We start from the raw sequence: 26,974 nt of genomic DNA, 5'->3' as shown, positions 1-26,974 counted from the left end.
GGTACCTGGGAGAAGTCGCTCAGGGCGCCAGGGGCGTGAGCAGTTCGTAATCGAAGCGCTCGTACGGCGGGGTCACAGGCTGTCGACGCTGGCCGTATCGCTCCAGCACGTAGGCGGCAGGGGCTGAGCGCCTGCCTTCCGACTGAAGCCAATTCGCCAGCCGGCCGTAGGCCGCGTTGATGGCGTCCGCCGTGCCCTGCACCGGTGTCATGGCGTAGTCGCGCGCGGGAATCGTGAGGGCCTTCAGGCCTTCTGGGACCCCGTCGAGGACTCGGACCTCGGTGGTGGCCCAGTACTGGTAGACGGGGTCATCGCCCGGTTGCTCGTGGTCGCTGCCCGGCACGCAGCCATGGAACACGTCGCGGTCGACCACTCCGGGCAGTTCGTCCAGACGAGAGAGGTGCTCCAGCCACGCCAGCGGGACGCGGTGGCTCAGTTCGCTGCGCCGGCCGACCACCTTGATGCCCACCAGCTTGATTTCATCTCGGGAGACGATGGAAACGTTCATGGTTTCCGAACCCTCCACCTTGAAGCTGGTTCAACCTCAGAAGGAACTCGAGCGCCGCGGCATCCCCGTGCTGACGAGTGGTTACGTTCGCACACTCGACGTGGCGGACGGGCAACTTCTGGGCGAGGTGGGCTTTCGCATCAAATCCCGCAGGAGGCTGCCTCCCGGGAGCCGGCGGCAGGAGATGGCGCCGACCCTGTTCGCGACGCTGGAGTGTGCCGTCCGTGATGACCAGGCCGCGCATCGCGTGTTCCGCTTCCTGGCCGAATTGGGATTCCGTCCCGATGGGCTTCACCTGGAGCGCTATCTGCCCGGTGTCGCCGACCGGTACCTCCTGATGCTGGGCGTGCAGCGCCTGCGTCCCGTGGTGGCGAACGGGGAAGGGGGCTCGTCCCCGATGGCCTCGGAATGAAAAGATGGAACGGCCCATGTCTCAGCCCGTCCCCCAAGCTGCCTCCGAGGAAGTGACACCGGCGCAGGCACCGCTGACGCTGCTGCGAATCCCAGGGGATTCCCCCGAGGCCCTGGACACCTTCTGGCTGCGCGAGGTCTTTCAGGGGGACCGGGTGCCACAGCTCACCCTGCGGGCGGTGCTGCTCGGAAGTGGCATTGGTGCCATCACCTGCGCGACCAACCTCTACGCGGGCCTGAAGATGGCCGTGGCCTTTCCCGTGGCCATCACCGCCGCGTTGCTCGCGCACACGGCACACGGAGCGATGCGGCGCGTGGCGCCGGGCGTCGCGGGTGCTCCGCTTTCGCCGCTGGAGACGTGCTCTGCGCAGGCCGTGGCTTCGTCCGCGGGCTATGCGACGGGCGGCGCCCTGGTATCCGTTCAGGGCGCGTGGTTGCTCACGACGGGCAGTCATCCCCCCGCGTGGGCGTTGCTCGCGTGGACCTTCCTCCTGTCCGCGCTGGGCGTGCTCTTCGCGGTGCCCCTCAAGCGCAAGCTGGTGGACCATGAGCAGCTTCCGTTCGCCACGGGCACGGCCGCGGCGGCGACCATCCGTGCTCTTCACACCACGGGCGCGTCGTCCCGTCCGCGGCTGTCGATGCTGGGCCTGGGCGGAGGTATCGCCGCGCTCGTCACCCTGGTGCGGGATGGGCTGGGCCGCCTTCCCTACGTGTTTCCTTTCCCCGGAACGCTGAGCGGGATGTCGCTGGAGCGCCTGGGCTTTGGCTTCGAGATGAGTCTGCTTCCGCTGGGCGCGGGCGCGCTGCTGGGACTGCGGCTCACGGCGTCCTGGTTCCTGGGCGCGCTGCTCATTCACGGAGTCGTGGCACCGCGCGTGTTCGCTTCGGGGCTGCTGCTTCCAGATGGAGACTTCCTCGCCTGGAGTCTCTGGCCCGGAACGGCGGCGCTCACCACCGCGTCGTTGTTGCACTTCGCGCTGGAGGGCCGCGTCCTGGGGCGCGCATTGAAGGGACTCTTCAAACGTCCCTCCGTGGCGCCCCATCCGGTGGACGCACTTCAGGTGCCGGGACGCTGGCTGTTGGCGGGCCTGGTCGTGTTGACGCCCGCCACGCTCGCCGTGGCCAAGGTGGGCTTTGGCGTTCCGCTGCCACACGCCGCGCTCGCGGTGGCGTTGTCATTCGTGCTGTGTCTCATCGCCTGCCGCGTCACGGGGGAGACGGATGTCACGCCCGTGGGCCCGCTGGGGCAGGTGACGCAGATGACCTATGGCGTGCTGCTGCCGCGCAACGTGGAGGCGAACCTCGCCACCGCGGGCATCACCGTCAACGCGGCGTCGTCCGCGGCGGACCTCCTCAGTGACGCGAAGACGGGACACCTGTTGGGGGCCCATCCCCGCCGCGTGTTCCTGGCGCAGCTCGTGGGTTGCGCGGTGGGGGCCGCCGCGGTGGTGCCGCTGTTCTTCCTGTTGGTGCCGGACCGTTCGGCGCTGGGGGGCGAGCGCTTCCCCGCACCCGCCGCCACGGTCACCGCCAGCATCGCCCAGGTGCTGGCTTCGGGCTTCTCGGGGTTGGAGCCGGGCACGCGCGCGGCGCTCGGTTGGGCCGCGCTCGCCGCCGCTGTCCTCACGCTGACGGAGCGACTGCTTCCCGAACGGGTGCGACACTGGGTGCCCTCGCCTCTGGGCATGGGCCTGGCCTGTCTGTTGCCGGCGTCCACGGCGCTGGGGTTCTTCCTGGGCGGGGTGGCGGCGGCCTTGGCCCGCAGGGCGAATCCAGGGGTGCAGGAGGGGCGGGTGGTGACGCTGGCCGCCGGCCTCATTGCAGGCGAAGGGTTGATGGGGGTTGTCATCGTCCTGAGCCAGGCGCTCTGGTAACGTTCGTTTCACCCCATGCGCTGTCCGGTCTGCCACCGCCGTCTCGCCCTCGGCGCGGTGTGTCCTGTGCATGGCCAGCGCGCTTCGTCGCCTGGCCCTGACGCCGAGCCCTTTCCGCTCCCGGACGTGCCAGGTTTGAGCCCCGCGGCCTTGCTGGGCTCGGGCGGCTTCTCACACGTCTTCACCGCCTACCGCGAGGAGGATGGCCGTGAGGTTGCGCTCAAGGTGGGACGGCCGCCTCACCGTGACCGCTTCGTCCGGGAGGCCGCCGCGCTTCGCCGCATCGGCGCGCCGACGACGCCCACGCTTCACCACTCGGGGGTTGTCCGAGGGCGGCCGTTCCTCGTCATGGAGCGGCTGCATGGCCAGACGCTCGCAGCGTGGATGGAGGCGTTGCCGGGCTCGGGCGCGGCGTCCGTGCCCCGCGTGCGCGAATTGCTCAGGGGTCTCTGCGCCGCCTTGGAGCGCGTCCATGCCGCGGGCGTGGCCCATCGCGACCTCAAGCCGGAGAACATCTTCCTGCGTGAGGGTGGGGCGCTCAGCCTGCTGGACCTCGGGCTCGCGCGCTTCCTGGACGCACCTGAAGACGGAGAGAGCCCGGAGCCCGAGGGCTTGACGCTCGTGGGGCAGCGGCTGGGCACGCCGTATTACATGGCACCTGAGCAGTGCCTGGACGCGCGCGAGGCCGGCGCCGCCGCGGATGTCTACGCGCTGGGCGTTCTCCTGTACGAGTTGCTCACTGGCGCGCCGCCGTTCATCGGCGGCGCCGAGGAGATTCGCCACGGGCACGTCAGCCTTCGCCCCGCCCGGGTGTCGGAGCGCGCACCCGTGCCGACGGCGCTCGACGCGGTGCTGTCGCGGTGTCTGGCGAAGGCGCCCTCCGAACGTTTCTCGCGGGCTTCGGATGTGCTCGCCGCTTTCGATGCCGCGTGTACCCAGTCCCTGTCCATGGCTCCGCCAGAGGGCGCGCCCGCCGCGGTGCCCACGTCGTCCGGGCCTGGGGCCGGCGAGCGCTGGGTCGCGTTGCTGGGCGTCCGCGCGGACATTCCGGTCGATGTGCTTCGGCTGACCTTCGAGCCTCAGGGCGGCACGCTCGCGCGCGTCCACGCACGGGGCTATCTGGTCGCGTTCTCCGAGTCCCTGTCCGCCGAGGCCAACCTTCGCGCAGGCGCACTGGTGGCGCGCAAGCTGATGGAGGAGGGCAAGGCCGCCACCGTCCTACACCTGTCGCGGCTGCACGTTCTTCCGGGCGCCACGACCACGCGGGTCGCAGGGCCTGCCTTGGAATCCGCAGGAGACTGGTGGCCGGAAGACCTCTCCCTGGGAGAAGCGCGCGTCACTGCCTCCGCCGCGGCCAGGTTGGGGCCGGGCGCCATGGAGCACTCGCCCGATGGCGCACGCCTGCGATTGCACGACGGGGGCGCGGCCACGTCCTCCGCGGATGCACCGCCCCTGTCGGGCCGCGATGCCGTCCTGGCGGCGCTGGAGGCCGAGGCGTCACGCTGCATCGAGGAGGGTGTCCCAGGGCTGTGCGTCCTCACGGGGGACGTGGGGCACGGCACGTCCCGCGTCCTGGAGGCACTGTCCACCCGGCTGGAGGCCGCGGGGCGGTGTCTTGTGGTGCGGCTCCGCGCGTCCGCTCCGGACGCCGCGTCCTCGGAGTCGCTGCTGGACGCGCTGCGAGCCACCGCCGAGCCGGCCCGTGTTGTCCAGGCCCCAACGCTTCCACTCGCGGATGCGCGACACGCAGCCGCGCGCTGCCTCGCAGAGGGACTCCAGCGGCAGGCCCAGGCGGCCCCTCGAGTGTTGCTCGTCGACGACGCGCACCTGGCGGACCCCACCAGCCTGGATGCACTGGAGGTCGCCACCTTGGCGGGTGTGCGTGCGCCACTTTGGGTCTGTGTCGCCGCGAGGCCCGCGTTGCTCGGGTTGAGACCGCACCTGGGCGAGCGCAGCGCCCGCGTCGCGCGAATCGCACTGCCGCCGTTGACGCCCGAGGCGAGCCGTTCCCTGTTGCTGCATCTGCTGCGCCCCGCCGAGCACGTCCCCGAGCCGGTGCTCGCGCGGTTGGAACAGCTGGCGCAGGGCGTCCCCTTGTCGTTGGTGGAACTCGCGGGTGCGCTGCGGGCCGCGGGGGCCCTGCGGGCGTCTCCAGGAGGCGGGTGGTACATCGCGCCGGACGCGTTGCTGGACGTCTCCGTGACGCCGCTCTTCGAACGACTCGCCGCGCGGGCGTTGGCCGGGCTCCCCGCGGCACACCGAGTCCTGGCGCGGCTTTGCGCGGTGCTGGGCACGGAAGTGGAGGTGTCCCGCGTGGATGCCGCCCTGCGACACCTGGAGCCGAGCGATGAGATGGCGCGCGTGACGTCGCTCGACGCGGGGGCTGGACTCCAGCGGCTGGCGCGCTCGGGGCTGTTGCGGCCCACGGCTCCGGGCCACTTCGCCTTCCGTCACCCCTTGCTGCGCGAGGCGCTGGAGGCGTTGCTGCCGGCGCCCTCACGGCGCGTCCTCCACGCCGCGGCGCTGCGTGCCACGCCCCGGGACGGGATGGCCGAGCGCCGTCGCTGGGCCCACCATGCCGCGGCCTGTGGTGCTCATGCGGAGGCCATCACCGCGTTCCTCTCGCTCGCGGAGTCCGCGCGCCGTGCGCACCTGTCCGTCGAGGCGGAGCAGCACTACACGCGCGCGCTCGCGTTGTTGCCGGAGGGAGACGTGGAGCGCCGTGCCCTGGCGTTGTCGGGGCGTGGGCGCGTCCGTCACCGGCTTCAGCGCTTCCGGGAGGGGCTGGCGGACCTGGGCGCGGCGCGGGCACTGGCCGTGGCCCGCGGTGACGAGGCCCAGCAGGTGGAGTTACTGCTGGAGGAAGCCACCGCCCGCGACTGGATGGAGGACGTGGAGGGCTCGTCGGCCTGTACACGTGAGGCTCTGGAACGCATCGAGCGGCTGGATGATCCTCGCCTGGCCCTGCGCTGCTCGCTGGCCCGAGGCCGGCTCCACGTCCGGCTGGGGGAGTGGGGCGCCGCCGTGCGCGTTCTTACCGGGGTGGTGGAAGGCGCGGAGCGGGTGCATGACCACGAGACGCTCGTGGTGTCGCTGGCGCTGCTGGGCTCGGCGCTCACGTTCCTGGACCGGACCGACGAAGCCGCGACCCGCTTCGACATGGCACTGCTGCGCTGTGAGCAGGCCGGGGACGCGCTGCACCGGGCCGCTACGCTCATCAACCGTGTGCTGCTGTGGTTGCGCCTGGGGAATGTGGCTCGGATGGAAGAGGACCTGCGCCGCGCGATGGTGCTGGGCCGGGAGCTGGGCCATGCGCAAGTGGAGCGCTGGTCCACCTTCAACCTCGCCGAGGTGCTCTACATGCAAGGCCGACTGGAGGAGGCGCTGCCGCTGGCCCGGCGTGTTCACGAACTGGGCGTGCGTTTCTTCCGTGAGCACCCTGTCCCGGTGGATGCGTTGCTGCTCGCGCGCATGGCCGCCGCGCTGGGCGACCTGGAGGAGGCGACGCGGCAGCTCCGGTGGATTGACGCCCACTGTCCGCCCGAATCGCTGCCGCCCACCGCCGTCATGCGGAGGCTGGTGGAGCTACAGGTCCAGGACGCACGGGGCGGCGGCTCGGCGCGGGAGGCGTGGCTGGCCCTGGCGGACGACGCGGACACCCTGGCTTCGGCGGATGAGAAGGCGGAGATTCTCCTCCAGGCCGCCCGGGGCGCGCTCCAGGCGGGACGTACCGACGAGGCGCGCACCTGGGTGGTCCGGGCCGAGCGCGCGGTGGAGGAGGGCGCTCCCCTGTGGCGAGCCCGCCTGGAGTCCCTGCGGGTTGCCCTTTTCGACGTGTAGCGAGAAATGTCACTGTCCGGCGGCAGTGTGACGTGAAGCGCTACGCGAATGCTGCGTGGAGATCTGCTCTCATGGCACCGCATACAACCTCCCAGGCTGGCTCGGCACATGCTTGCTGGGAGGCAGCACTCCTTCCTTCCGTCGTTCTTGGAGGACGTCTCATGGCCCTTGGTTCGCCTCGCCTGTTGGCGGTTTCCTCGCTCGTGTTTTTCGCCCTGTCGGGCTGCGGAACCGGGCCTCATGAAGAGGAGACGCCCACGGTAGGGACGCAGGCGTCGGAGATTCGCATCGCCAACTCGCTCACGACGCAGGCGCTGGTGCTCAACGCCATCTCCACCAACGCCGACTCCAACCAGTTGCTGGGGACCTCGGCGCTTGGGCAGTTGTTCCACCCCACGCAGGGCGACGAGAACACGCGCCGACGGCTGCATGACCCCAATGCGCAGCGGTTCATGGAGTACGTGGTGGGCTGCGCGCTGACGGTCGACCAGGAGATTGCCTATTACGACCCGCGGGAGCCCAGTCCCGGCGTCCGGAAATGGCTTGGACAGGCGGGGCTCTGCCCGGATTGGGACGACTCCCCGCCGAGCCGGAGCTGCCTGGAGCGTGTCTCCGCCTGTGTACTGGCGCGCAACAACGCGGAGGGACGGCGCGTGGAGCTGTCCATGCGCGGCGAGCACCAGTTCTACGCGTCGGGCCCCAACATCTACACGCTGGATGCGAAGACGCGCCCGGCCGCGCACGTCCCCATCACGGGCAATGCGCTGGCCAGCTTCGGGGACTGTGGCCTGGGCGAATCAGGCGAGCAGCGTGACTGCGGTTGGACGCCGGATGGCATTGGCCGCTGCACGCCTTCCACGACCGTCGTGGTGGGAGCGGGGGGGCCGCTGTCCTGCGCGGGGCTGTCTCCCATCGTGGGCTCCAGTGTGAATGGGCCCACCGTCCTGCGGGTGTGCGAGGGCATCGCGGGGTGTGACCATCTCGACGCGCGCAACCTGGGCGAGGCGACAGGGAGCTGCGCGGGGGCGCCCGCCGTGCCAGTGGTCTCCTTCACCTGCCCGGCCGGGGGCCACTACAGCGTGATGACCGCGCCGGCTTCAAGCACGACCGTGGAATGGCTGGCGAACGTCGAGGCGTATCCGGACTCCGCGTCCACCTATGGCCTGTCCGAGCAGCAGGTCTATTCCGTGCGCGAGGGCGCATTCTACGGAAACATCTTCCTGCCGAACGAGCTGGGGGCGGAGGTGGACGTCGTGGCACTCGGGGATGGGGACAAGAAGCGGTACGTGGTGGTGGGTGCCGACGTCATCGTGCGCGGCTCCATCTACCGGAAGATGTTCTCCTGCTACGACCCGGCCTGGTCGAGCGGGGCGGCGTACGCGGTGAACCGCGTCTGCGCGCTGCCCTCGTCGGGCTCCAACTGTGCCGCGCGCGTGACGGGGCCCTGCTTCACATCCCTCAGTCCGCCCGTGGCCGGTAAGTGCGAGATCCTGGATGGGCCCCTCACGCCGAGGGATGGCGACTACGAGGCGTGCCACGACGATGACGACGTGCTGTGGAATCAGTCGGTGACCACCTACCTCCATGCCCCGTGCGACACAGTGGCGAAGGAGATGCGCACCCAGTCCTGCGGGCGTTCATCGGGGCCCGTCAAGCCGCTGCCTACGGGGGAGGAGCTGCCCTTTCCCTTCCCTCGGAAGAAGTAGGCCTTCTGCCGCATGGCGTCGGGTGACGAAGAGGCCCTCTATGGCGAGGAGCTGGGCGTCGGCGCCCTGGTATCGGACTGGCTGGTGGAGCAGGTCCATTACCGGGGGCCTGTCTCCACGCTCTACCGTGCCCGACATGTCCGCACGGGTGCGCTCGCGGCGCTGAAGGTCCTGCTCCCGCAGCCCTCGGACGTCGCCCTGCGGCGCTTCCGTCGGGAGGCGGAGACGCTCCAGCGGTTGAGACATCCGCACATCGTCGACGTGCTTGGCTACGGCACGCTCGCGGACGGGCGGCCCTTCATCGCGATGGAGTGGTTGGAGGGGAGGGACCTCGCGGCGGAGCTGGCTTCGCGCGGGCCGCTGTCGCCAGGAGAGGCGCTGGAGGTGCTGGAGCAGGTGGGCGGCGCGCTGCGCACCGCGCACCAGGCCGGTGTCGTGCACCGGGACTTGAAGGCGCAGAACGTGGTGCGCTTGAGCACGGGCAGTGGAGCGCCGCGCGTGAAGCTGGTGGACTTCGGCGTGGCGAAGGGGCTGACGCCGGATGCGCCGGGCGCGTCCACGCTCACGCTGACGGGCGTCTCCCTGGGCACGCCGTTGTCCATGGCGCCCGAGCAGATTCGCGGCGAGCCGCCCGACGCCCGCACGGACCTGTACGCGATGGGCGTGCTGCTCTTCCAACTCGTCACCGGGCAGCCGCCCTTCCAGGGGGCCACCCGGCATGAGGTGGAGGACCTGCACCTGAATGCGCCGCCTCCTCGGCCCAGTGAGCGCGCCCCGGTGCCTGCCGCACTGGATGCCGTGGTGCTGCGCAGCATGGGGAAGCGGCGCGAGGACCGATACCCGGACATCGATGCCTGGCTCGACGCGCTCCGGCGCGCGGTGAAGGGCAGTCCCACGGAGGACCAGCCCACGCTCGCCGTGGCGCTGTACGCGGAAGCCCGGCTCCACGGCGCGGTGGAACCTTCGTCCTTGGAGCGGCTGGATGCGTTGCTGGAGCGCGTGGGGGGGACCGCGCGCGCCGCCGGGCTGGACGTGCGGCTGGAGGGGAGCGGTTGCCTGCTGGCCTTCGCGCCGCTGCCGCCGGAAGCAGGGGCGGAGCAGGCCGCGCGAGCGCGAGTGCTGCACGCCGCGCTGGCCCTGGTGGAGTTCGTGGCGGCGAGCGAGGCGCCGCGCCCGGTGGACCTGGCCATCACCGTTCACGTCGCGGAGCTGCCTCGCGAGGGCAGCGGCGGCGGGTTGTTGCACCTGCCGGGCTGGGTCGCGGAGCCACCAGGAACGGACCTGGTGGCGACCGCTCGGGCGCTCGAGGGCCTGGAAACGGCCTTCCTGGTGACACCCGTGTCCGCCGCGGGACTGGGGTGCTTGCGCGTCAGCCGCCCGCGGTGAGGCTCACGGCTTGATGCCGTGGCGTCGCAGCAGGCGGTAGAGGTGGACGCGGTCCATGCCCGCGGTGACGGCTGCCTGGGCCACCTTGCCCTGGTGTTTCTCCAGCAGCGCGCGCAGATAGCGGCGCTCGAAGTCGTCGACGACGTGACGGCGCTGGTCGGCGTACGGCTGCGAGGGGTCCACCTCGGGTGGGCCGGAGCGGTGGGCTTCTTCCTCGGAGAGCTCGACTGCTTCCTCGAAGACAAGGCAGCGCTCCAGGTAGTTGCGCAGCTCGCGCACGTTGCCGGGCCACGCCGCGTGCCGCAACCTGGCCAGGAAGTCCTGCGTGCGCAGCGCGCCCGTGCGCTCGCGGTCCGCGCCGAGCAGGTCGAGGATGCCTTCCACCAACATGGGCAGGTCCTCCGGACGCTGACGCAGCGGTGGAAGCAGCAAGCGCAGCACCGCGAGCCGGAAGAAGAGGTCGGAGCGGAACCGGCCCGCGTTGACCTCCGCGCGAAGGTCTCGGTGCGTGGCGGCGAGGAGGCGCACGTTCACCGGCTGATACGTGTTGCTGCCCACGCGGCGAATCTCGCGGTTCTCCAGCACGCGCAGCAGCTTGGGCTGCAACTCCGCGGGCAGCTCGCCAATCTCGTCCAGGAAGACGGTGCCGCCGTCGGCTTCCTCGAAGACGCCCGCGCGCCGCTGGACGGCGCCGGTGAACGCGCCCTTCTCGTGGCCGAACAGCTCGCTCTCCAACAGGTGCGCGGGGATGGCGCCGCAGTCCACGATGAGGAAGGGCGCGTCGCGCCGGGGACTGGCCTGGTGGATGGCCAGCGCGGCCTGGCTCTTGCCCGTGCCCGTCTCGCCTTCGAGCAGCACCGTCACGTCGCGGCCCGCCGCGCGCTCCATCATCGCGAAGCAGCCCCGCATGGCCACGGAGGCGCCCACCAGCGTGCCGAAGCGCGAGTTCTCCGACAGCGGCAGGCGGTTGTTCTCCGCGCTGAAGTCGAAGCGCAGCACCACGCGGCCCAGGCGCAGCAGGCTGCCACTGCGCAGCACGCCCTCCACCACCTGCACCCCGTCGACGATGACGCCGTTGAGGCTGTCCAGGTCCTTCACCTGGGGGCCCCGTGGCCCGATGCGCACCTCGCAGTGGAACCGGGACACCGTGGAGTCCTCCACGGCGAAGTCGTTCAGCGGGTGCGAGCCCACCGAGCAGGTGTCGCCCGTGGACTCCCACGTCGTCCCCATGTTCGGGCCTTCCGCCACCGTGAGCCGGAACCGGCGCACCGTGGAGGCGTCATAGCCCCGGCGCGCGTGCTCGTAGGGCAGCGTGACGTGCAGCGGCGTGTCACGCCCACCTTCGACTTCCATCTTCCATTGCGAGTCGCCCTTCACGTCCGGCGAGGAGGGTGCGGCATGAGCCCGATCCAGTGCAGACATGGAAGTCAAGATATCACGGGAGCCGACATCCGAACGGTTCTCTCCCGGGCTCATTCTTATTGGGGGGCGGTTGTTGGCCGCCCGCTTTGGGAGCGAGGCGGGGCCCGCGCGGAGGCGCGGCATCTCCGGGATTTCCGCTAGTCGAGGCTGTCTGGACCTTCTCGGCTGGGAGGTGCTGTGTCACAGCGGACTCGGAGTGTCGCGGACCCCACATGTCGGCGCGGGCGGTCGTGCTGATGAAATCACAGACATGACACCGCGGGTCATCGCATCGCCACATCTGCCCGGGGATGAAATCATGTCTGTCATTCCACGGGGCGGAGTTTCAACATGGCGCGCTACCTGCCGCGTTTGCCTGGGCCTCTGGTAGGAATGCGCCATGGCGACACGGGGTAGGCGCCGCGCGATGCGCGGTGGGGGGACGCAGGGGCTGACGTTCGACGCGGTGCGCGCGCTGGCGCTGTCTCTACCGGGGATGGAGGAGGGCACGTCTTTCGGGACGCCCGCGTTCCGCGTGCGCAAGAAGTTCATCGCCCGCTTCCATGAGGACGGCGAGTCGCTGGTGGTGAAGGTCGAGCCCGGCGTGCGGGACGTCCTCATTCAGGCCGAGCCAGACAGTTGCTACATCACCGAACATTACGCGGGGTACCCCGAGTACCTGCTCGTGCGCGTTGCCGCGGCGCGTCCGGCGCTCGTCCGCCAACTGTTGGAGGACGCGTGGCGGAGGACTGCCTCCCAGCGGCAGCTGGCGGAGCGGGCGCGGGACGCGGACTGACGCCCGCGTTTTCGCGGCAGGCGTTGGCAGGCCCGGCATTCAATGCGAGGCTCTGGGAGAAGAGGGGGGCAGGCCGGGAAGGGGCGCAACGCTTTGGCGGCGCCCATGCTGGCCGGTCTCACCGGAACGGGAGACCCGACATGACAGAGTCAGCAGGTGGTCAGGGCGAGGGGAGCGGGCGGCTGCGCACGCCCGTGGAGGGTGCCCTCCGCGCGGTGCGCTCTCTGGTCGAGTTGGAGGACACGGACCGGGCGGCACAGCTCTACGAGGAGCTGGGCGATGCGCAGCGCGAGCGCATCCGTCACGAAGCTGAACAGGGGCCGGCGAAGGAGCGCCGTGGCTTCGTCGAGGTGCTGCGGCGCGCGCGGGACTTCCTGGGCGCGGCCCGGCTGATGGACGGCCAGGGCGAGGACGCCACCGCCGGGGACCTCTACTTCCAGAGTGGCAAGTACATGGCCGCCGCGGAGAGCTACCTCCGAGCGGGTGATGCCGAGCGCGCCGCCGCCGCCTTCGAGCGAGGTGGCGCGCTGGAACGCGCGCTGGCCATCTACCGGGAGCTGGGCTCGCGCGAAGCCATGGCGCAGTGCCTGGTGCGCCTGGACCGTCCCTTCGAGGCGGCCACGCTCTACCGGGAGCTGGGACAGGCGCACGCGGAGGTCGAGGCGCTCGGAGGCGTGCGCGCGGAGGACCCGCGCTTCGTGGAGGCGGTGCTGCGCATCTGCCAGTTGCTGGACGCGGAGGGCTTCACGCACCGGGCGCTGGCGGTGCTCGCGGACGCGGTGAGCAGCTCGGAGGATGCGCGCGGGGACCCGGCGCTGGTGACGGAGAAGGCCCGGCTGCTGCGCCGCATGGGGATGGAGGCGGAAGCGGAGGCCATGCTCATTCGCCGTTCCGGAGGCGCGTCGGCGCCTGCGGCGAACGGGTACCGGTTCCTCAAGGCCATCCCCATCTTCGGCGAGCTGTCCCTGGAGGACATGAAGGACCTCTATCGGCTGGCGCGTCAGGTCGTCATCGCGCCCGGCGCCGTGTTGCTGGAGAAGGGCGCGCCCGGCCTGGGACTCTTCGTCCTCATGGACGGCTCCGTGGACGTCTTCAGTGGCCCCGAGGAGGACGCCCGGCACCTCAACACGCTGGGGCCCGGGGCGTACCTGGGGGAAATCTCCCTGGTGCAGGATGGGCCCGTGTCCGCCCATGTCCGTGCGCGGACCTCCGTGCGGGCGCTGCGCATCAGCCGTGTCGACTTCGAACGCTTCGTGGATACGCACGAGGCGGCGGCGCTGCGCATCTTCCGCCTCTTCACCCAGAACCTCGCGGGCCGGGTGCGTGCGCTGAGCACCTGACAGGGGCGTCCCATGGCGTGTGTCTACGTGGGGCCGAGCGGGAGCCGGACGCTGAACGTGCTCCCTTTGTCCGGCACGCTGGACACCTGGATGTCGCCCCCGTGCGCCGAAACGACCTGGTGGGCGATGAAGAGGCCGAGCCCCAGCCCACTGAAGTTGCGGCCGGACACGGCCCGCATGAACCGGTCGAAGACGTGGGGCAGTGCTTCCGGCGCGATGCCGATGCCCTCGTCGCGAACGCTCAGCAGCGCCATGCCGCCTTCCGCGCGCAGGCTGACGTGAATCGGCTTGCCCCCTCCGTACTTGAGCGCGTTGGAGAGGAGGTTGGTCATCACCTGCTCCACCCGGCGTGTGTCCCATTCGCCCTGCACGGGCGCAGGCGCGTCCAGTTCCACGGTGCTTCCGAGCTGGCTGGCTTGTGGCAGGTAGCGGGCGACGACCTCTCGAAGCAGCGCCGTGAGGTCCGCGGGCACGCGCTCCAGGGCCAGCTGGCCCACGCTGATACGTGACACGTCAAGCAGGTCGTCCACCAGCTCCACCAGCTTGCGCACCTGGCGGACGGCGACGTCGAGGTCGCGCTCCACGCGCTCGCTCGGCAGCATGCCTCCCGGGGCGCTGTCGACGGCGCGGCGCATGGCCGTCAGCTTCAGTTGCAGCGGGGTGAGCGGCGTGCGCAGCTCGTGGGACGCCACGGACAGGAAGTCGTCACGGATGCGAAGCGCCTCCCGTAGGCGCTCCATCTCCCGTTGCTCCTGGGCCTGGTAGCGGGCGGTGAAGTCGCGCGTCACCTTGCCGAAGCCACGCAGTTGCCCTGTCTCGTCATACAGCGCGGTGATGACGACGTTGGCCCAGAAGCGGCTGCCGTCCTTGCGGACGCGCCAGCCGTCCTCCTCGAAGCGGCCCTCACGCGTCGCCACCTCGAGCCCGTGCCGCGGCCGGTTCCGCGCCACGGCTTCGGGCGGATAGAAGCGGCTGAAGTGCTGCCCCAGAATCTCGTCCGCGCGGTAGCCCTTGATGCGCTCAGCGCCCGGGTTCCAGCTCGCTACGTATCCGTCCAGGTCGAGCGTCAGGATGGCATGGTCAGTGACGCTCTCAATCAACAGCCGGAGCTGGTCCGCGGCGTCTTGCTTGGATTCGCCTTGCCCGGAATATGCGATGCGCCTGGCAAGTCCGGGGCAGCCGTTGGTGTCTTCCATGAGCCTCCTACTCTGACTTGCTGGTATGAGAACACGCCCCCCTCCGTCACGGGGAATCGCGCGATGTGGCCATCGGCCATCGGACACTCCGGCCGGCGCACGGGCAGGCAGCCAGCCGGTGCCAGTCCCCGACGCGGTGTGCGGGAGCCCCCTCCAGCTTGTCGAGGAAGGGGTCGTCACGAAGGTCGACTCGGACCCATGCGGGAGTTAACATGCCGCGCCGAATGTCCATGCAGGGTGGCGCCGGTGACGATCCCGATCGGGGGCGGCGCATCGGGAAATACGAAATCCTCACGCGCCTCTCCATCGGAGGGATGGCGGAGCTGTTCCTGGCCTACACCTCGGGGCCTGGGGGATTTCGCAAGTTCGTCGCGGTGAAACAGATTCTCCCGGACATCAAGAAGGACGAGCAATTCGTCCAGATGTTCCTGGACGAGGCGCGCATCACCGCGGCCTTCTCGCACGCGAACATCGGTCAGGTGTTCGACCTGGGCGAGGATGGCGGCGAGCTGTACCTCGCCATGGAGTTCCTGCCCGGGCAGAACCTGGAGCAGGTGATGAAAGCCTCCACGCGCCAGGGCTACGCGTTGCCGCTCGGCTTCGTCGGGCGGGTGATTCGCGATACCTGCCTGGGCCTGCACTACGCGCACCACTTCACGGACCCGTCGGGCCGGCCCGCGGTGGTGGTGCACCGCGACGTGTCTCCGAAGAACGTGATGCTCACCTACGACGGCGTCGTGAAGGTGATCGACTTCGGCATCGCCAAGGCGCGCGGACGGTTGGGGCGCACTCAGGTGGGGACGGTGAAGGGGACCAGTGGCTACATGTCCCCGGAGCAGGTGCGAGGCGTGGCCACCCTGGATGGCCGCAGTGACTTGTTCTCCGTGGGCGTCATGCTGCACGAGCTGCTGAGTGGCCAGCGGTTGTTCAGCGGGCCGCACGAAGCGGCGGTGATGATGCAGATCGTGGAGGCCGACGTGCCTCCGCTGCGCGGCATCAACCCGGACGTCCCCGAAGCCTTGGAAGCCGTGGCGACGCGAGCGCTGTCCCGGGACGTGTCCCAGCGCTTCACCAACTGCCGGGAGATGGCGCGCGCCATTGAAGCGGCGCTCGGCTCGGAGCTCTTCGACGAGGACGCCATGACCGCCGTCATGGGCGACCTCTTCGCCGACAAGCGCCAGAAGACGCGCACGCTGTTGGAGCTGGCCAGCCGCGCGGAGGATGCCCGCGTCAGCGAGGCGGCGGGTGCCCTCCAGCAGGAGGACAGCGCGGACTCCGCCCCCACGTCGCAGATGCCGGCCCCGCGCGCCCGGCCTGGTGCGCCTTCGGCCCCGCATTCGAGCGCGCCCAAGCCCGTGCCCCAGCGCCGTCCGGCGGAGGGCGGCGTGGCCTTGCGTGGCCCCTCAGTCGCCGGCAACGGGAGCGCGCCCAAGCCCGCCCCTCAGCGCCGGACCAGTGAGGCGGCTTCTCCGGTTTCGCGCACACCGCGCGGAGGGCAGGACAGCGCGCCGGCCGCGCGTACACCTCGGCCGCGGCCCACTGCCCGGCAGGAGGTCCCGGCCGAGTCCGAATCTCTCGACGAGCCGAGCGATCTCCAGACGCAGCGCTTCCGTTCCCGGCCCCAGCGGCCCGGCGCGGACGGTGCTCGGGTCTCCGGACGGTCGGCGCGCCCCGATACGTCCCGGGCCTCGGACACGCCGGTGGAGACGCCCGCAGCCCGTCCGCCATCGCGCTGGGCCAGTCGGCTGTTCCTGCTCCTTCTGCTGGGAGGCCTCGGTTGGGCTGCGACGCTGCCTGCCGTGCGTGCGCAGCTCCTGCCGGGCTTCGAGGCCGCCAAGGCGTGGGTGAGCGCGGAGTTGAATCCGCCGCCGGCGGAGGACCCCGCGAACCAGCCCTGGCCACCGCAGCAGGCGGGCCCGCCACCCGGCTTCCGTCAGGCCGAGCCTTCCCAAGCTGTTGCCCAGGTCGAGCAGGCTGCTGGCGGCGAAGGCTCGGACGAAGAGGCGGTGGACGGCGCGCCGGAAGCCAAGGCTCCGACAAAGGCCCCGCCCGGGCAGAAGGCGAAGGAAGGTGCCTCTTCGCCGTCGCGCCGAGCAGCCGCCCCGAAGGCCGAGGCCGAACCTGTCAGTGCGAAGGCCGCGCCGCCCGTGCAGGCCAGCCCACCTCCGCGTGAGCCAGCGCCTCGCGTGGCGGCTGCCCAGCCGGCCGCCGAGCCCGTCACCACGGTGACGCAGGACCCCGAGGGAATGGCGGAGGTGCTGGATACCAGCACCGCGAAGGGGGCCGCGAAGGCGGGCCTGGGGTGGATGACCCTCTACACGGTGCCGCGGGCGGCCGTGTTCGACGGCGCCACGGAGCTGGGCACCACGCCCCTGAAGAAATTCCCGCTGCCCGTGGGGGTCTACCGCCTGCGCGTGGTGGACCCGACGGGGGTGGAGTCGGTGAGCCGGCTCCTGTCGGCTCCCATCAAGCCGGGCGAGGAGACGAAGATTCAAATCCGGCTGGCGGATCTCCCACCGTACAAGGAGTGAGCGCCGTCCTTGACGCTCCGGACCCCCGTCACTAGGGTCCGCGCGCTATGTATTTTCAGGACCTTATCTTCACGCTCCAGAAGCACTGGGCCGACCAGGGGTGCATCAACACGCAGCCCTACGATGTCGAGGTCGGCGCGGGCACGATGGCCCCGTACACCTTCCTGCGTGCCCTGGGGCCGGAACCCTGGAACGTGGCGTATGTGCAGCCCTCGCGGCGTCCCGCGGACGGCCGGTTCGGAGAGAATCCCAACCGCCTGTTCCAGCACCACCAGTTCCAGGTCATCCTCAAGCCGGCGCCGAAGAACGTCCAGGAGCTGTACCTGGAGTCGCTGCGGAAGATTGGCATCGACCCGTTGGAGCACGACATCCGGTTCGTCGAGGACGACTGGGAGTCGCCCACGCTCGGCGCCTGGGGCCTGGGCTGGGAAGTGTGGTGTGACGGCATGGAGGTGACGCAGTTCACCTACTTCCAGCAGTGCGGCGGCTTCGACTGCAAGCCCGTCTCCGCGGAGCTCACCTACGGGTTGGAGCGCATCTGCATGTACCTGCAGAACGTGGAGAACGTCTTCGACCTCGAGTGGGTCAAGGGCGTGAAGTACCGCGAGGTGTTCCACCCCAACGAGGTGGAGATGAGCAAGTACGCGCTCCAGGAGTCGGACGCGCAGATGCTCTTCGCGCTCTTCGACGCGTACGAGAAGGAGTGCAAGCGCCTCATCGAACGCCAGTTGCCGCTGCCGGCGTACGACTTCGCGCTGAAGTGTTCGCACGCGTTCAACCTGCTGGACGCGCGCGGCGCCATCTCCGTCACGGAGCGCGCCAACTTCATCAAGCGCGTGCGCGACAACGCCAGGCTGTGCGCGGAGGGCTATCTCCAGATGCGTGAGCGGCTGGGCTACCCACTGCTCAAGTCGCCGTGGACGGTGGGTGAGCAGCCCCCGGTGCTGGAGGGCAAGCCGGCCAGCGACTACTGGAAGACGGTCGTCCTCAACAAGCCCGTGGAGAAGAAGCAGAAGGCGGAGGTGGCCCATGGCGCGTGACCTGCTCCTGGAAGTGGGCGCGGAAGAGATTCCGGCGTCCTTCATCGGCCCCGCACTGGATGACCTGAAGCGCGTCATCACCGAGCGCATGGCGGATGCCCGCCTGAAGCACGGCGAGGTGCGGACCTTCGGCACGCCGCGGCGGCTCGCGGTGTGGGTGAAGGACGTGGCGGACGCGGGCGAGGACATCATCAAGGAGGTGCTCGGCCCCAGCGCCAAGGCGGCCTTCGACGCGCAGGGCAAGCCCACCAAGGCGGCGGAGAAGTTCGCCGAGAGCCTCAAGCTCGCGGTGGACCAGCTGGGCCGCGCCACCACCGCCAAGGGCGAGTACCTGTCCGCGCGCGTGGAGGAGAAGGGCCGCCCGGCGGCGGACATCCTGAAGGACACGCTGCACGCGGCGGTGCACGGCATCAACTTCCGCAAGTCCATGCGCTGGGGTGACGTGGACACGTCCTTCGCGCGCCCGGTTCAGTGGCTGGTGGCGCTGCTGGGGAGCGATGTTCTGCCCGTGGTGTTCGGTGACGTGACGAGCGGCCGGACCACGCGGGGGCACCGCTTCCTGTCGCCTGACGCCATCGAGCTGAAGGCTCCGGCGGAGTACGAGGTGGCGCTGGAGAAGGCGCACGTGGTGGCGGACATCACGAAGCGCCGCGCGCAGTTGGTGGAGAAGGTGAGGGCGGCCGCGAGCAAGGCCGGAGCCCAACTGCTGGAGGACGAGTCGCTGGTGGACCAGGTGACTAACCTGGTCGAGCTGCCCAGCCCGGTGGTGGGCACCTTCGAGGAGCGCCACCTGGACCTGCCCCCGGAGGTGCTGGTGCAGGAGATGAAGAGCCACCAGCGCTACTTCTCGCTGGTGGACAGCGCGGGCAAGCTGCAGCCGAAGTTCATCGCCGTGTCCAACACGCCGGTGCGCGACGAGCAGCTCAGCCTGCGTGGCTACCAGCGCGTGCTGCGCGCGCGACTGGCCGACGGACGCTTCTTCTTCGACGAGGACCGGAAGACGCCGCTCATCGACCGCGTGGAGAAGCTGGGCCGCGTGGTGTGGCAGGGGCAACTGGGGAGCTACCTGGAGAAGGTGGAGCGTTTCCGCACGCTGGCGGTGTGGCTGGGCCAGGAGGCGGGGCGAGCAGGGGAGGCGGCTACCATCGAGCGCGCCGCCACCCTGGCCAAGGCCGACCTCGTCACCGGCATGGTGGGCGAGTTCCCCGAGCTCCAGGGCATCATGGGCCGGGAGTACGCCCGCGCGGGCGGTGAGCCGGACGCCGTGGCTCTGGCCATCGCGGAGCACTACCTGCCGCGTGGCGCCGAGGACGCGCTGCCCACGCAGGACCCGGGCGCGCTCATCGGTATCGCGGACAGGCTCGACTCGCTGTGCGGCATCTTCGCCATCGGCAAGGCGCCTACGGGGGCGGCGGACCCGTTCGCCCTGCGCCGCGCGTGCATCGCCATCATCCGGCTGGTGCTGGGGCGGGGTTACCGCTTCAGCCTGTCGGCCGCGGTGGACGAGTCGCTCCGGTTGCTGGCGCCGAAGATTGCCAACGCCAAGCGCAAGGCCGGCGAGCCCGCGCCGCGTGAGCAGGTGCTGGAGTTCTTCCGCGGCCGCCTCAAGGCGCTGTGGGGTGAGCAGCACCGCACGGACGTCGTGGAGGCGGTGCTGTCCGCCGGCTTCGACGACCTGGTGGCCGCGCAGAAGCGCCTGGAGGCCCTGAGCCACATCGTCGGCCGGGCGGACTTCCAGCCCCTGGCCGTGGCCTTCAAGCGCGTGGTCAACATCGTGGAGAAGCAGGGCCGCGACGTGCAGGGGGGGGAGACCAACCCCCAGAAGCTGGTGGACGAGCCGGAGCGGAACCTCCACACCGCCTTCACCCAGGCCCGGAGCACGGTGTCGGGGTTGGTGCGCGTGGATGATTTCTCCGGTGCTCTCCGGGAAATCACGGGCCTGAAGCCCGCCGTGGACACCTTCTTCGACAAGGTGATGGTCATGGCCGAGGACAAGGCCCTGAGGGAAAACCGCATCCGCCTGCTCGTGGAGATTGGCGCCCTGTTCAACCAGGTGGCCGACTTCTCGAAGATCCAGGCTGAAACAGCCGCCGCGGCCTGATGCGTGGCCTGCCTGCCCTCCGGGGAATGAAGCACCCCGGGGGGCACGGCTGCGTCGGGCGCAAGGCGCATGGGAATGGCCCGCCGCGTTTCCGGTTGCCCGGGGGGAGACCCCTTCCTAGACTCCGCCCCCCTCCGATGCGCGCCTACCTTCTTACCTCCGCGCTGCTCCTCGTGTCCTGCAACGTCGGCACCGAGAGCAAGCCTCCTCCGTCCACCCGGCTCGTGTACCCGAGCGGTCTTGCCTTCTGGCGCCCCGAAGCGGGTCCGTCCACCAACGGATACCTCTATGTGGCGAGCGCCAACTTCGACAAGTGCTACGACTCGGGTTCGGTCGTCGCGCTGGATTTGGATGCCGTGGGGGTGCGGCCCTTCGGCACGGACTTCGACCCCGGGGAGTCGCTGCCCAACGACGTCACGTCGCTTGGCATCGGCGCCCAGTCCTACGTGCAGATTCAAAGCTTCGCTGGGGAGATGGCCTTGTGGAGCCCTCCGGGGCGGCCACCGCGGCTGTTCGTCCCGGCGCGGGCGGAGGGCAGTCTGCTTCACGCCATCGACGTGGGCGATGACGGCCTCAGCCTGAGCTGCGTGCAGGGCGGCGAGCGCGACTGCCGCGTCAATGCGCTGTCGCTGCTGGATGTCCCAGGTGCCTCCAACGGATTGCCTTCGGCTCCGGGGCCGCTGGGGGTCAGCGTCGCCGGCAACGGCGAGGACGCTCGCGTCTGGGTGACGCACACGGAACTGGCCGGACCGCCGACGACCTTCGCCGAAGCGGACCTGGCGGGCTACGTGCTTCACCTCCCCGCGGCGAACCCCACGCGCGACGCGCTGAACACCAGCGAGTTCGTGGCGCTGGGGACCAATGACCGCCTCTCTGGCGTCGCGCACGCGACGGCCATTGGCAGCCGGTATGTGTACGCCTCGGGGCGCAACTCTTCCTCCGCGCAGATGGGGGCGCTGCCGGCGCGCTTCATCCTGCGGCTGGTGGACCGGACCGTCGCGGGCCGCGTGCTGGAGACCGACCTGGAGCTGTCGTACTCGGTGCGTGAGGCGCGCGGCGTGGCGGTGGTTCCCTCGGCCACGCGCGTGCCCGACCCGGCGTCGCCCGAGCTCACCATCGTGGACGAGCGCGTCTACCTGCTGGCGCGCGGTCCGGACACGTTGCTCATCCTGGACGTCCTGAACGCGGCGGGCACGGCGCCCGACGCGGGGACGACCCCCAGCGTGCGCATCGTGTCGGCGCTGCCGGTGCCCGCGGGCGCCAGCGAACTGGAAGTCATTCCTCGCGGCCCTGGGCGCGGCAACCTGGTGGCGGTGACGGGCAGCGGCGACGAAGCCGTGGCCATCTTCGACGAAGAAGTGGGGCAGCTCGTCGCCCAGGTGCAGGTGGGCGACAACGATCCGAACCAGCCCAGCCAGCCCTTTGGCCTGGCCGCGGACGTCCGCGGCAACAGCGCTCGCATCTTCACCAGCACCTTTGGTGACGGCCGCGTGGCCATCATCGACATTCCCGACCTCGACCGGCCGCAGAACGCCCGGTTGGTGGCGCGGCTCGGCGCCCGGCAGGGAAGAGACCCGCGCCAGGGCACCAGCCTGTGCCAGGAGACCTCACCGTGAAGCGCGGTACCCTTGCTCTGCTCCTCGCGAGCGCCGGCCTGTCCGGCAGTTGCTCCTCCACCAACGTGACGACGGGTTTCGCTGGCCTGTCCGGCACCTTCGACGTGACGCTGGCCAACAACCTCGTCTTTGTCACGTCGTCGGACCGGGACGAGCTGCGCGTGCTCGACCTGGACTCGAACCCGCGCACCTTCGTCCCCGCGCCCAACCCGCTGGAGGCGCTGTCCATCCCCGTGCTGGACCGGCCGGACGCACTCACGCGCGACGTGGCGTACAACGCGGAAGGCAACGACGTCCCGGGGCCGTACATCTACGCGCGCAGCTCGGGCTCGTCGGCGGTTTCGGTGGTGGCGTCCGCGCGCGACCAGCTCCGGCAGGTCGTCCGGCTCCAGGCGCCGAGCATCGTCACGGCCTTCGCGGCGCGCTCGCCCGCTGCGGGCAGCGGCGGACCCAGCACGCTGTACTACGCCATCCAGGACCCCGACGGCATCTTCAGCGCGGACACCGGTGGCGCCCGGGTGCTGCGGCAGGAGATTCCGGGGCCAGACGCACTGCAGGCCGCGGAGCCCGCGGCGATTCCCGAACCGGTGACGGTGTTCTGTCTCCAGCCCGGTGAGTCCATCCTGTCCATGACGATGCTGGCGGGCCAGGGCCAGTTCGCGGTGGCCACGCGGCAGGCCTCGGGCCGGTCGGGCCGCACGCTGCTCGTCACCGATTCGGGGCCGGTCGCGGACTGTCTTCAGCCTTCCGCGCCCACCATGGATTTGTCCGAGGGCTTCGGCAACGTGCCGGTGCGGCTCCTGGTGAGCCACCCCCGGATCCTCATCCCCGACGTCGAGGCCATCAACGCGGGCCGCTACATCTTCGGCGTCCGTGACGAGGCCTCTTGCTCTGCCGCGCGCGAGTGTTCCGGAGTGCTCGCGGTGGACACCGAGTCATCCCCCCCTGGGCAGACGGCGCGGGACCTCAGCGGTGCGCCGATGCTGCCCATCTTCCCCGCGGGCGGCTTGCCGACGGGACTGACCCTGGTTCCGGACGCGCAGCTTCGCATCGTGCTCGACGATGGCTCGGCGACCGAGGTGCGGGTGCCGCTCCTGGGCGTCATGCCGTCCTCCAACGGCTACATCTCGTTGTTCTCCGCGAGCGACCTGCGCCAATTCGACCTGTCGGGGGCGAGCGCACGCTCCACGGTGGCGCTGCTGGACAGCAACGAGTTGCCGATCGTCATCGAGACGGCGGACCTGGTGACGGTGACCCAAGACCAGACGCTCCAGTCGACGGTGCTCTACGAGGGCTCCGTTCCGAACGGCTTCTACCGGATCATCTACCAGGGCGCGTTGCCAGGGCTGAGCGGCCTGCCTCGGGAGCCCTCCACCCCGCGGCTCTTTGAGGTCGAGGCCACTGCGGCCGCTTCGGCGCGGGCCGGGGACATCATCGTCCTGGAGGGCACGGATGTCGTGTGCGCCGTTGACCTGCCCATCGCGTCGGTGGAGCCCGTTGCGGGGACCACCCGGGTGCGCTTCGCCATCGCGGACTCGCAGGAGATTCCGACGGACTGCGCCAGCTTGACGCGCTTCACCGTCCGTGCGGGTGGAGACCAACCCTTCGTCCTCTTCGACGAGGCGGGCACCTTCCTGTCCCGCGATGTGACGGGGGGCTCGAGCTACAGCATCCCCACGGAGTACTTCTTCCACCCCGACACCTTCTACTTCGACGACGACTCCAACCCTCAGACGCCGCCGGTGCCGAACCTGTCCAAGTTCCCCCAGCCGCCGCCGCCGCTGCGCATTCGCGTGGCGGCCGTGGGCCGCGAGGTGCGTCGGGGAGACCGCTACGTGGTGACGGTGATTTCCGGCATCCGAAACTACGTCTTCACCCCTGACGTCAGGGCGGGGACGCAGCTGGCCTTCTACACGCTGCCTGGGCCTGTGGTGGCTGCCCAGGACCGCAGCGCGAGGTTCGCCTACATCGCCTACCCGTCGGCGGATGGCATCCTCCAGGTCGGCTTTCAGGGGCTCACCGACAACCGGGCGCAGTCATTGGCACTGGTTCCCTTCGAGTAACTGGGCGGGAGTGGAGGCCTCTGCTATCGTCCGGGGCTTCCTGGTTCACGCGAGTCAAGACCGATGATCGATCAGAACTCCCGTCCTGCCCGCAAGGTAGGCATCGCCGACCACCTGTGGGAGGCGTTCGAAGACATGGCCCAGCAGATGGGCTCGGATCGCGATGCCCTGATCAACCAGGCGCTCTTCATGTTCGCGCGCCTGAACGGCTTCCTCGAGGTGAAGTCCCGCTCCGAGGCCGCCGTGGCACCCGTGGCCGCTGCGCCGGTGAAGCCCGTGCAGGCCGCTGCCGCCGCGCCGCCGCGTCCGGCCGCGCCGCCGGTGCTGGCGCCCGCGCCCCGGCCTGAGTCCACGCCCGCGCCCGCGCGTCCTCCCGTGCGCGCCACGCCGGAAGAGCGGGCCCCCGCCAATGGCCTGGACAATGACCCGGTGCGCCGCGAGGTGGCCGAGCGCGTCCTGGAGACCGCCGCGGAGCTGGAGCGCCTCATCAAGGGCAAGAACAGCGAGCCGCCCCCTCCCGCCGACGACATGGTGGAGGAGGACGAGGAGCCGCTGCCCGAGGCCGAGGATCCGGGCCTCATGGACGAGGAGCCGCCCCCCGATGAGGCGGAGGAAGAGCCCGCCGACGACCTCGCCGAGGAGGAGGAGGTCGGCGCGCTGTACCTGGTGACCGAGTCCGGTGATCAGGAGCAGATCGTCAAGGACCGCTTCGTCATCGGCCGCGGCAAGCACTGCGACTTCGTCATCAACTCCGGCAAGGTCTCCCGTGAGCACGCGGTCATCGTCCACGAGGGCGACGACTGGATCATCGAAGACCTGGGCTCGTCCAACGGCACCTGGTTCAACAAGCAGCGCATCAAGCGCCGCAAGGTTGAGGACGGGGACGAGTATTTCATCTGCAGCGAGAAAATCCGTCTCCTGGTCCGATAATGAGGTGACCCAGGCCCCGTCCCGCGGGGCTTCTGGTTGTTCGCCAATTGACGGGCTCCAGGCGTCCCTGGTTTGATACCGGACGCCTGCCGCGAAGAGGACAGGCGATGATGACGCCTGTTCAAATCGCGTTGTGGACGGTTCTTGGAGTGGCCCTCGTGATCTCCGTGGTGACGGATGTGCTTCGCCGCGAGATCCTCGACGCGGTCACCTACCCGCTGATGGCGGTGGGTCTGGGCGTGCGCCTGGCCACCGAAGGGGTGGGGGACCTGGAGCATGGGCTCATCAGTGGTGTGGTATCGGGGGTAGGGCTCGCGTTGATGCTGCTGTCAGCGGCGCTTCGCGGGCGGATGGGGTGGGGCGACGTGAAGTTGATGGGCGGGGTCGGAGCCGTGCTGGGCTTCCCGGCGGTGCTCGCGGCCGCGGCCTTCATCTCACTGGTGGGTGCGCTTCAAGCGGTGGTGACACTGCTCTGGCAAGGCGCGGTTTGGGACACGCTGGCGGCAGTGGTGCGCCGGTGGGCGGTGTGGGTGCGTTTGGCCAGCGCGGACGCGCAGCCGGCGCCCCAGCGCCACATTCCCTATGGAGTGGCCATCGCGCTCGGCACCGTCTGGGCGCTGTGGTGGCAGCACGGAACGTTGGGTTAGCTCGGACTTCTGGAAGAGAAGAGGGGACACGGACGATGTTCACACGCATCACGCATGCCGCGGCGCTAGGCGCCCTCATCGCACTGGTGGCGGGCGGCAGCGCCCTGGCGCAGGATGGCACCACCGTCAGCCTCGGCGTGGGTTCCCAGAAGGTGATCACCATCCCTGGTCTCAGCCGCGTGGCGCTCGGTGATCCGAGCGTCGCCGAGGTGAAGACGCTCGGCTCCGGCCAGCTGCTCATCACCGGTCAGGCTGAAGGCAAGACGACGCTGCTCGTCTGGAAGTCCTCGGGCCAGCGCGTCAGCTACCTGGTGGCGGTGCGCAAGCAGGACCCCAACGAGGTCATCTCCGAAATCAAGCGCTTGCTGGGTGAGATTGAAGGCGTCTCCGTCCGCATGGTGGGTGATCGCATCTACCTGGACGGTCAGGCCTACACCACGCAGGACGCCGACCGCATCGAGCAGGTGGTGGGCCTCTACCCGAACGTGAAGTCGTTCGTGAAGATTGCCCCCAACGCCAAGAAGCTGGTGGCCCAGAACCTCAATGCGGCCTTCCAGAAGGCGGGCCTGAAGAACGTCCAGGCCAACGTGGTGGGCGCCACCATCTTCCTGGAGGGCTCCGTGGAGAGCCAGCAGGATCTCCAGAAGGCGGAGCTCATCACCAAGGCCATCGGTGAGAAGGTGGAGAACCTCCTCGTCGTCGGCATCAAGCGGATGATCCTCTCCGAGGTCCAGTTCGTCGAAATCCGCCGCAACAGCCGAGACCGCTACGGCATCCGCTACCCGACGGACATCACGGGGACCGCGACGGCCATCGCCAGCATCTCCCAGGAGCTCTTCCCGGGCACCTTCGGCTCCGGCGTTTCCACGCTCACCCTCAACGCGAACGCGGACTTCTCCTTCGGCTTCCAGGGCAACGACGGTTACGGCCGTCTGCTCGCGCAGCCCAAGCTGGTGTGCGCCAGCGGTGAGAAGGCGGAGTTCCTCGCCGGTGGCGAGGTTCCCATCCCGCTCATCACGAACAACCAGTTCACGGTGGAGTTCAAGAAGTACGGCGTCATCCTGAACCTGCGCCCCACCGCGGACCGCAACGGCAACATCCAGACGGAGATCGAGGCGGAGGCCTCCGAAATCGACACCTCCGTGGCGGTGTCCTTCGGTGGTTCGGCCTCCATCCCCGGCTTCCGGACCCGGAAGGTGAAGACGAACGTCACCGTGCGCCACGGTGAGACCATCGTCCTGTCCGGCGTGTTCAGCCACGACGAGCAGAAGTCCGTGTCGAAGCTCCCCGGCCTGGGTCACATCCCGATCATCGGTGAGCTCTTCAAGAGCCGCGGTTTCGACTCCACCAAGCGCGAGCTGGTCATCTTCGTCACCCCGCGCATCGTCAACCCGGACTCCGACAAGGTCCGCACCATCATCGAGGACGTGAAGAGCCGCTACAAGCAGGCCCGGTCCGAGGTGAACTTCAACATCTTCGACTGAGGTGGGCGCCCCTGGGGCGCCGCCTGAGACGGGCCTTTGAGGCCCACGGCACGGGCCGGCTTCTCCCCTTCCGGGGGCGGATGCCGGCCCGTCGCCTTGCGGGC

Annotated in this window: 18 protein-coding genes; 15 read left to right on the top strand and 3 right to left on the bottom strand. The window is 69.9% G+C overall.

The features are described from left to right. Window positions 1-19: 19 nt before the first annotated feature. A complete protein-coding gene (locus FMQ63_RS10420) occupies window positions 20-508 on the bottom strand; it encodes a GyrI-like domain-containing protein (protein ID WP_011553139.1) in 489 nt (162 codons plus the stop codon). Between FMQ63_RS10420 and FMQ63_RS10415 the strand changes: the two genes are divergently transcribed. From FMQ63_RS10415 to FMQ63_RS10395, 5 genes are all read left to right on the top strand, one after another. Further along, entirely contained in the window at window positions 507-920 is a 414-nt protein-coding gene (locus FMQ63_RS10415) for a hypothetical protein (protein ID WP_020478561.1), read from the top strand. The genes FMQ63_RS10420 and FMQ63_RS10415 overlap by 2 nt on opposite strands. A 16-nt stretch (window positions 921-936) precedes the next feature. Beyond that, a complete protein-coding gene (locus tag FMQ63_RS10410; RefSeq protein WP_020478562.1) occupies window positions 937-2,793 on the top strand; it encodes an OPT family oligopeptide transporter in 1,857 nt (618 codons plus the stop codon). 15 nt (window positions 2,794-2,808) lie between these two features. Then, a complete protein-coding gene (locus FMQ63_RS10405; RefSeq protein ID WP_011553142.1) occupies window positions 2,809-6,633 on the top strand; it encodes a serine/threonine-protein kinase in 3,825 nt (1,274 codons plus the stop codon). A gap of 161 nt (window positions 6,634-6,794) precedes the next feature. Beyond that, window positions 6,795-8,339, top strand: a complete 1,545-nt coding sequence (locus FMQ63_RS10400) for a hypothetical protein (RefSeq protein WP_020478563.1) — start codon at window positions 6,795-6,797, stop codon at window positions 8,337-8,339. Window positions 8,340-8,351: 12 nt separating this feature from the next. Beyond that, window positions 8,352-9,725 (top strand): serine/threonine-protein kinase, encoded by a 1,374-nt coding sequence (locus FMQ63_RS10395; protein ID WP_011553144.1) that lies wholly within the window; start codon window positions 8,352-8,354, stop codon window positions 9,723-9,725. Between the two features lie 3 nt (window positions 9,726-9,728). On the opposite strand, the gene FMQ63_RS10390 is transcribed toward FMQ63_RS10395, so the two are convergent. Continuing rightward, complete coding sequence (locus tag FMQ63_RS10390) at window positions 9,729-11,078, bottom strand: sigma 54-interacting transcriptional regulator (protein WP_011553145.1); 1,350 nt, start codon at window positions 11,076-11,078, stop codon at window positions 9,729-9,731. 448 nt (window positions 11,079-11,526) lie between these two features. Here FMQ63_RS10390 and FMQ63_RS10385 point away from each other — a divergent pair, with 448 nt between their 5' ends. After that, on the top strand, window positions 11,527-11,922 hold the full coding sequence (locus tag FMQ63_RS10385; protein ID WP_225909225.1) for an MmcQ/YjbR family DNA-binding protein: 396 nt from the start codon (window positions 11,527-11,529) through the stop codon (window positions 11,920-11,922). A 140-nt stretch (window positions 11,923-12,062) separates the two neighbouring features. Beyond that, window positions 12,063-13,262 (top strand): cyclic nucleotide-binding domain-containing protein, encoded by a 1,200-nt coding sequence (locus FMQ63_RS10380; RefSeq protein ID WP_020478564.1) that lies wholly within the window; start codon window positions 12,063-12,065, stop codon window positions 13,260-13,262. A 23-nt stretch (window positions 13,263-13,285) separates the two neighbouring features. Here the strand turns inward: FMQ63_RS10380 and FMQ63_RS10375 are convergent, their stop codons facing one another. Then, window positions 13,286-14,458: a PAS domain-containing sensor histidine kinase gene (locus FMQ63_RS10375; protein WP_011553148.1), complete on the bottom strand. Its 1,173-nt coding sequence runs from the start codon at window positions 14,456-14,458 to the stop codon at window positions 13,286-13,288. Window positions 14,459-14,682: 224 nt separating this feature from the next. Between FMQ63_RS10375 and FMQ63_RS10370 the strand changes: the two genes are divergently transcribed. From FMQ63_RS10370 to FMQ63_RS10335, 8 genes are all read left to right on the top strand, one after another. Continuing rightward, window positions 14,683-16,989, top strand: coding sequence for a serine/threonine-protein kinase (locus FMQ63_RS10370; RefSeq protein WP_020478565.1), 2,307 nt, complete (start codon window positions 14,683-14,685; stop codon window positions 16,987-16,989). A gap of 47 nt (window positions 16,990-17,036) precedes the next feature. Next, the gene (gene glyQ / locus FMQ63_RS10365; protein WP_011553150.1) at window positions 17,037-18,029 is read left to right on the top strand and encodes a glycine--tRNA ligase subunit alpha; all 993 of its coding nucleotides are present in this window, start codon (window positions 17,037-17,039) and stop codon (window positions 18,027-18,029) included. Continuing rightward, the gene (gene glyS / locus FMQ63_RS10360; RefSeq protein ID WP_011553151.1) at window positions 18,019-20,130 is read left to right on the top strand and encodes a glycine--tRNA ligase subunit beta; all 2,112 of its coding nucleotides are present in this window, start codon (window positions 18,019-18,021) and stop codon (window positions 20,128-20,130) included. The genes glyQ and glyS overlap by 11 nt, the downstream gene beginning before the upstream one ends. Window positions 20,131-20,267: 137 nt before the next feature. Beyond that, window positions 20,268-21,746 (top strand): YncE family protein, encoded by a 1,479-nt coding sequence (locus FMQ63_RS10355; protein ID WP_026114166.1) that lies wholly within the window; start codon window positions 20,268-20,270, stop codon window positions 21,744-21,746. Continuing rightward, window positions 21,743-23,809 carry a hypothetical protein gene (locus FMQ63_RS10350; protein WP_225909226.1) on the top strand — a complete coding sequence of 689 codons (2,067 nt, stop codon included), beginning with the start codon at window positions 21,743-21,745 and terminating at the stop codon, window positions 23,807-23,809. Before FMQ63_RS10355 ends, FMQ63_RS10350 begins: the two co-directional genes overlap by 4 nt. A 63-nt stretch (window positions 23,810-23,872) precedes the next feature. Beyond that, window positions 23,873-24,739: an FHA domain-containing protein gene (locus FMQ63_RS10345; RefSeq protein WP_011553154.1), complete on the top strand. Its 867-nt coding sequence runs from the start codon at window positions 23,873-23,875 to the stop codon at window positions 24,737-24,739. Window positions 24,740-24,846: 107 nt separating this feature from the next. After that, the gene (locus tag FMQ63_RS10340; RefSeq protein ID WP_011553155.1) at window positions 24,847-25,386 is read left to right on the top strand and encodes a prepilin peptidase; all 540 of its coding nucleotides are present in this window, start codon (window positions 24,847-24,849) and stop codon (window positions 25,384-25,386) included. A 35-nt stretch (window positions 25,387-25,421) separates the two neighbouring features. After that, window positions 25,422-26,870, top strand: a complete 1,449-nt coding sequence (locus FMQ63_RS10335; RefSeq protein WP_011553156.1) for a type II and III secretion system protein family protein — start codon at window positions 25,422-25,424, stop codon at window positions 26,868-26,870. The last annotated feature ends 104 nt before the right edge of the window (window positions 26,871-26,974 follow it).

Source organism: Myxococcus sp. CA005, assembly GCF_006518205.1.
Lineage (GTDB): Bacteria > Myxococcota > Myxococcia > Myxococcales > Myxococcaceae > Myxococcus > Myxococcus xanthus.
The sequence above is the reverse complement of the archived record's forward strand: the minus strand, read 5'-3'. Positions and strand labels throughout refer to the sequence as shown.